The 5,596-nt window shown below is 69.9% G+C and carries 4 protein-coding genes; 2 read left to right on the top strand and 2 right to left on the bottom strand.

Features of this window, described 5'->3' with window-relative positions:
- Positions 1-163 precede the first annotated feature (163 nt).
- A complete protein-coding gene (locus tag PMI01_RS25620) occupies positions 164-1,315 on the top strand; it encodes an aminotransferase (protein WP_007676651.1) in 1,152 nt (383 codons plus the stop codon).
- Between the two features lie 147 nt (positions 1,316-1,462).
- Here PMI01_RS25620 and PMI01_RS25615 read toward each other — a convergent pair whose 3' ends face one another.
- Both PMI01_RS25615 and PMI01_RS25610 read right to left on the bottom strand, forming a co-directional pair.
- Positions 1,463-4,030 (bottom strand): response regulator, encoded by a 2,568-nt coding sequence (locus PMI01_RS25615; RefSeq protein WP_007676649.1) that lies wholly within the window; start codon positions 4,028-4,030, stop codon positions 1,463-1,465.
- 115 nt (positions 4,031-4,145) lie between these two features.
- The gene (locus tag PMI01_RS25610) at positions 4,146-4,910 is read right to left on the bottom strand and encodes an SDR family oxidoreductase (RefSeq protein WP_007676647.1); all 765 of its coding nucleotides are present in this window, start codon (positions 4,908-4,910) and stop codon (positions 4,146-4,148) included.
- A 265-nt stretch (positions 4,911-5,175) separates the two neighbouring features.
- On the opposite strand from PMI01_RS25610, the gene PMI01_RS25605 reads away from it, so the two are divergent.
- Positions 5,176-5,596: diguanylate cyclase domain-containing protein (locus PMI01_RS25605; RefSeq protein ID WP_035038553.1), on the top strand; the 421-nt coding region annotated here is incomplete at its 3' end.

Here is a 5,596-nt window from a genome sequence, read left to right as displayed (position 1 = left end):
GGGGCTTCACCGCCCCAATAACGCCCTGCACCGGCCCCCACCCGTCGGCTTCGCCGCCACCCTCCCCACGAGGGGGAGGGACGATGCGCATGCCAAAGTATCGCCATGCCCCTCCCCGCCGAGCAAGCCTATGCTAGGCAAGCGTCGAGGAGATCCCCGCGCCATGGTTCACCCCGTCTATGCCGACCTGCCCACCACGATCTTCGAGGAGATGAGCGGCCTGGCCCGCCAGACCGGGGCGATCAATCTGGGCCAGGGCTTTCCCGACGATCCGGGGCCGCTGCTCTTGCGCCAGAAGGCCGGCGAGGCGCTGCTGACCGGGACGAACCAGTACCCGCCGATGCGCGGCCTGCCGGCCCTGCGCCAGGCGGTGACTGACCATTACGGCCGCACCCAGGGCCTGGACCTCGACTGGGAGACCGAGGTCACCGTCACCTCCGGCGCCACCGAGGCCCTGGCGGCGGCGTTCCTCAGCCTGATCTCGCCCGGCGACGAGGTGGTGCTGTTCCAGCCGCTTTACGACGCCTACCTGCCGATGGTGAAGCGGGCCGGCGGCGTGCCGAAACTGGTGCGCCTGACGCCGCCCCACTGGCGGTTCGACCGGGCGATGCTGGAGGCGGCGTTCAGCGAGCGGACGCGGCTGGTGGTGCTCAACACCCCGCTCAATCCGGCCGGCGTCGTCACGCCCGACGAGGACCTGGCCCTGCTGGCCGAGTTCTGCGTCCGCCACGACGTGATCGCCGTCTGCGACGAGGTCTGGGAGGCCGTGGTGTTCGACGGCCGCGCGCACCGTTCCCTGATCAGCTATCCGGGCATGCGCGAACGGACGGTGAAGATCGGCTCGGCCGGGAAGATGTTCGGCATGACAGGGTGGAAGGTCGGCTTCCTGTGCGCCGCCCCCGCCCTGACCAAGGCCCTGGCCGGGGCCCACCAGTTCCTGACCTTCACCACCCCGCCCAACCTGCAGGAAGCGGTGGCCTTCGGCTTGAGCCAGCCCGGCGACTGGTTCGAGGCCATGCCCGCCGGCCTGCAGCGCTCGCGCGACCGGCTGGCGGCGGGGCTGACGGCGGCCGGCTTCCAGGTGCTGGACAGCGGCGGAACCTACTTCCTCAATATCGACCTGACGGCCTCGGGCGTCACCGAGGACGACCGGACCTTCAGCCTGCGGGCGGTGCGCGACCACGGCGTGGCCAGCATCCCGGTCTCGGCGTTCTACGCGGAGGCCCCGGTGCGGAACATCCTGCGCCTGTGCTTCGCCAAGGCGGATGAAACGCTGGACGAAGCGGTGCGACGCCTGGCGGCGGCGCGGGGGTGAGCGGGCTGAGCGAGGCCCTCCCCCTCTGGGGGAGGCGGCCGAAGGCCGGTGGGGGGAATTTTAGGGTCGTCGATCCAGCGGATGGCCGAGGTCGTATCACTCCCCCCACCGTCGGCTTCGCCGACACCTCCCCCACAGGGGGAGGACCTAGGCCAACGTCCTATCCGCCCCAGCCCTGACCGCCGCCTCGCCGCCCCTCGCCAGCACCTGGACCATCACCGACAGCAGGTCGCGCAGGTCGATCGGCTTGGCGACGTGGGCGTCCATCCCGGCCTGCAGGCAGGTGTCGATCTGGGTGCGCATCACGTCGGCGGTCAGGGCGATGACCGGCAGGCCGGCCCAGCGCGGGTCGCGCCGCAGCCGGCGGGTGGCCTCCAGCCCGTCCATCACCGGCATGTTGACGTCCATCAGCACCAGGTCGAAGGCCTCGGCCTCCAGCGCGTCCAGAGCCTCGCGGCCGTTCGCGACCTCGACCAGGTCGCAGTTGAACGGGGCCAGGAACAGCTTGATGACCCGGCGGTTGACCGGGTGGTCGTCGACCACCAGCACCCGGCGGCCATGCAGCGGTGAGAGGCCCGCGTCGTCCAGCGCCCCGCCGAAGCCGACGGTGGCCGGGTCGGCGCCCTCGACCGACGAGGCGTCGACCAGGAAGCTCAGCGTGAAGGTCGAACCCCGGCCCTCATGGCTGTCGACCAGGATCTCGCCGCCCATCAGCTGCGCCAGGCGCCGGGTGATGTTCAGGCCCAGCCCCGTGCCGCCGAAGGTGCGGGTGGTCGAGGCGTCGGCCTGGGTGAAGGCGCCAAACAGCCGGGGCAGGGTCGTGGCGCTCATGCCGATGCCGGTGTCGGAGACCACCAGCCGCGCGCCCAGCCGTCCGGAGGCGGGATCGGGCGCGCAGGTCAGGGTGACGTCGACCCGGCCGACGACGGTGAACTTCAGGGCGTTGGACAGCAGGTTGGCCAGGCACTGGCGCACCCGCACGGCGTCGAACAGCAGGGTCGGCGGCGGCGCGCCCACCACGGTGAAGGTCAGGTCGACGCCCTTCTCGCGGGCCGTGGGCTGGTAGCCGCCGACCAGCCGGGCGCAGACCCCGACCAGGTCGCCGGCCGTCGGGGCGATCTCCAGCTTGCCGGCCTCGATCTTCGACAGGTCGAGAATGTCGTTGAGCAGCACCAGCAGGGTGTCGCCGCTGTCGATCATCAGCTCGACCTGCTCGCGCTGGCGCGGCTCCAGCGCCTCGCCGCGCAGGGCCTGGGCCATGCCCAGCATGCCGTTCAGTGGCGTGCGCAGCTCGTGGCTCATCACCGCCAGGAAGGCCGACTTGGCCTCGTTGGCCGCCTCGGCCCGGCCGCGGGCCTCCTTCAGCCGCACCGAGGCCCGGCGCAGGTAGACGCCCCAGGCCACCCCGCCCACCACCAGCACGCCCAGCAGCATGGCGATGATGATCGAGGCGTGGGCCAGGCGGCGGTTCAGCTCGACCTCGGCGGTCAGGCGGCGGCTCTCGTCGCGCTTGGAGCGCAGCTCGGTCTCCAGGGCCGAGGCCATCTGGGCGCCGTTGCGGACCTGGGCCGCCTGGGTCATTTCGTGATCCTGCGTCCGCCAGCGGTCGAGCTGGCGGAAGGCCTGGTCGCCGTGACCCTCGGCCAGGGCGATATAGGCGCCCAGCAGCAGTTCGGCCTGCGGGTCGGCTTCCAGGGTCTGCGTCGGAATGGCGCGCAGCGCGGCCAGGTCGGCCTTGGCGCCGGCGGCGTCGCCCAGCTCGGCCCGGGCCTGGGCCCGCAGCCTCAGGCTCAGCCCGGCCAGGCTGCTGGTCGGATGGTTGAGCGGCTCCCCGCCCTGCGCCAGGCACTCGAGCACCTTGGCCGGCCCATGCCGCTCCCGGGCGATCCGCGCGCACAGATAGCGATCCCAGGTCAGCAGGTCCGGATCGCCGGCCGCCTGGGTCATGTGGTGGTGCACGCCGGCGAAGTGCTCGGCGGCCTTCAGTTCGCCCACCTCGGCGGCGGTGTAGGCGATGTCGTAGATCCGCTCGAGCTTGCGCATGTAGAAGGCGTTGCCCTCGTCCAGGCGGGCGGCCTGGGTCATATGGTCCAGCGCGCCTTCCTTATCGCCGATATAGGACAGGGTGTAGGAATGCACCTGGTGGGCTTCGGCCAGCAGGGGGCGGGCGATCGCGCCCTTGCGCTCCATCTGCAGCATGACGTCGGCGGCCAGGCGCGAGGCCTCGGCCCAGGCGCCCGAACGGCCCAGGGTGCGCACCCGCTCGACTGCGGCCATCATCCGGACGTTGGGGCCCGACCGATCGAGGAAACGCGACCAGTCGGCGTCGGTGAAGGTGCGGAAACCGCCCGACTCGTGGCGGTAGGCGGTGTCCAGCATATCGACCAGGGCCAGCAGTTCGCTGTCGTTCTCGGCCCGCGCCAGGGCGCGCACCCGGCGGGTCCAGTCGTCGAACTGCGGCTGGATCTGGTTGCTCTTGTAGGCGTAGAGCACGGCCCACAAGCCAAAGAGGCGCTTCTCGCCGGTCTGCCGCAGGGCCCGGCGCCCGGCCCGCTCGATGTCCTCGTTCTCCCGGGCCGGCGGGCGGGTGTCGTGCAGGCTGATCTCGCGATACAGGGCGTCCAGCTTGGCCGACTGCGGCGTGGCGGACACGACTCCGCCGGTCCCGGCCGACAGGACTGCGATCGCCGCGAGAAACAGTACGAAGCGCCGCAAGCCGCGAACCCCCAATGAACATTGGTACGGTACGGAGAGGGCCTGTATTCGAAGTTAAGATCGACTTGGCGCGACGTTCGGCCACGAGATGGCGATGGGCGGGGAAAATTAACCCCTAAATTGTCGCCCCGCCATCTACAACCAAGGCCTGTCCGGTCATGAAGGTTCCGGCCTTCGAGGCCAGGTAGACCGCCGCCCCGGCGATCTCGTCGGGCTCGCCGATGCGGCGCAGCGGCACGCCGGCGGTCGCGCGTTCCAGGGTCGCGGGATCGTCCCACAGGGCCTTGGCGAAGTCGGTCTTGATCAGGCCCGGCGCGATGCAGTTGACCCGCACGTTGTCGGGGCCGAACTCGTGGGCCAGGTTGCGGGCCAGCTGGAAGTCGGCGGCCTTGCTGATGTTGTAGGCCCCGATGATGGCGTTGCCGCGCAGGCCGCCGATCGAGCTGATGATGATCACCGAGCCGTCCTTCCGCTCGCGCATCTCCGGCGCGACCATCGAGATCAGCCAGTGATTGCTGATGATGTTGTTGTCGAGGATCTTGCGGAACTGGTCGTCGGCGATACCGGCCAGCGGGCCGTAATAGGGGTTGCTGGCGGCGTTGCAGACACAGATGTCGATCTTGCCGAACGCCTTGCGGGTCTCGTCGACCAGGCGCTGCAGGTCTTCCTTGGCGGCGATGTTGGCCGGCACGGCGATGGCCGTCCCGGCTCCGTGCTTCTCGTTGAGCGCGGCCGCCACCTCGTCGCACGGCCCGGCCTTGCGCGACGAGATCACCACCTTGGCGCCGTGCTCGGCCATGCGCTGGGCGATGGCCTTGCCGATGCCCCGCGAGCTGCCGGTGATGATCGCCACCTTGCCGGTGAGGTCGAAGAGGGTCATGGCGGCGCTCCCTAAAACGTTTGTTTGAATTTCCTGCACACTGGTGTCGCCAAGCGCGTCCGTCAAGCCGGGAACGGCCGAACACAAGCCCGGGCCGGCTCTGCGACCTATTGCTGCACCACGCTAGCCCATGCCGAAATCTCATGTACTGTTAAATATAGAGGGGGCCTTGCTATCCACATCCACCGCGCTTGCGCGACAATGGTTAATGAAGACCATGATGAGGACCTTAGGAAAATTCCCTTCACTTGATCACCTGCAACATGTGGGCATCCTTGTCTGCGCGGGCTTTCTGGCCCTCGAGGCCGGCATCGAATTCGAGGTGTTCGAGAGGGCCTTCGGCCACGGCCTTGAAAGCTGGCGGATCGACGCGGCGGCCTCGTTCCTGGCGGCCGTCGCCCTCGCCGCGTTCGCGATCCTCAAGGCGCTGGAACTGCGCGCCGAGTCCGACAGGCGGCTGGAGGCCGAGCGCCGCCTCGCCCAGCTGGAGACGCAGGATCCGCTGACCGGCCTGGCCAACCGCAACCGGATGCTCGACGTCCTGGGCCAGGCCTTGCAGGCGCGCAAGACCGGCGACGAGGTCACCGGCCTGGTGCTGATCGACCTGAAGCGGTTCAAGCCGATCAACGACGCCCATGGCCGCCCGGTCGGCGACCGGCTGCTGCGGATGGTCGCCGACCGCCTCC

Origin of the sequence: Caulobacter sp. AP07 (assembly GCF_000281955.1) — a bacterium.
Taxonomy (GTDB): Bacteria; Pseudomonadota; Alphaproteobacteria; order Caulobacterales; family Caulobacteraceae; genus Caulobacter.
Note: the sequence above shows the minus strand (reverse complement) of the source record. Positions and strands in the feature narration are given on the sequence as shown.

Excerpts from the sequence above, each read along its gene's own strand:
- PMI01_RS25610 (WP_007676647.1), bottom strand. The coding sequence starts at position 4,910 with ATGACCCTCTTCGACCTCACCGGCAAGGTGGCGATCATCACCGGCAGC.
- PMI01_RS25620 (WP_007676651.1), top strand. The coding sequence starts at position 164 with ATGGTTCACCCCGTCTATGCCGACCTGCCCACCACGATCTTCGAGGAG.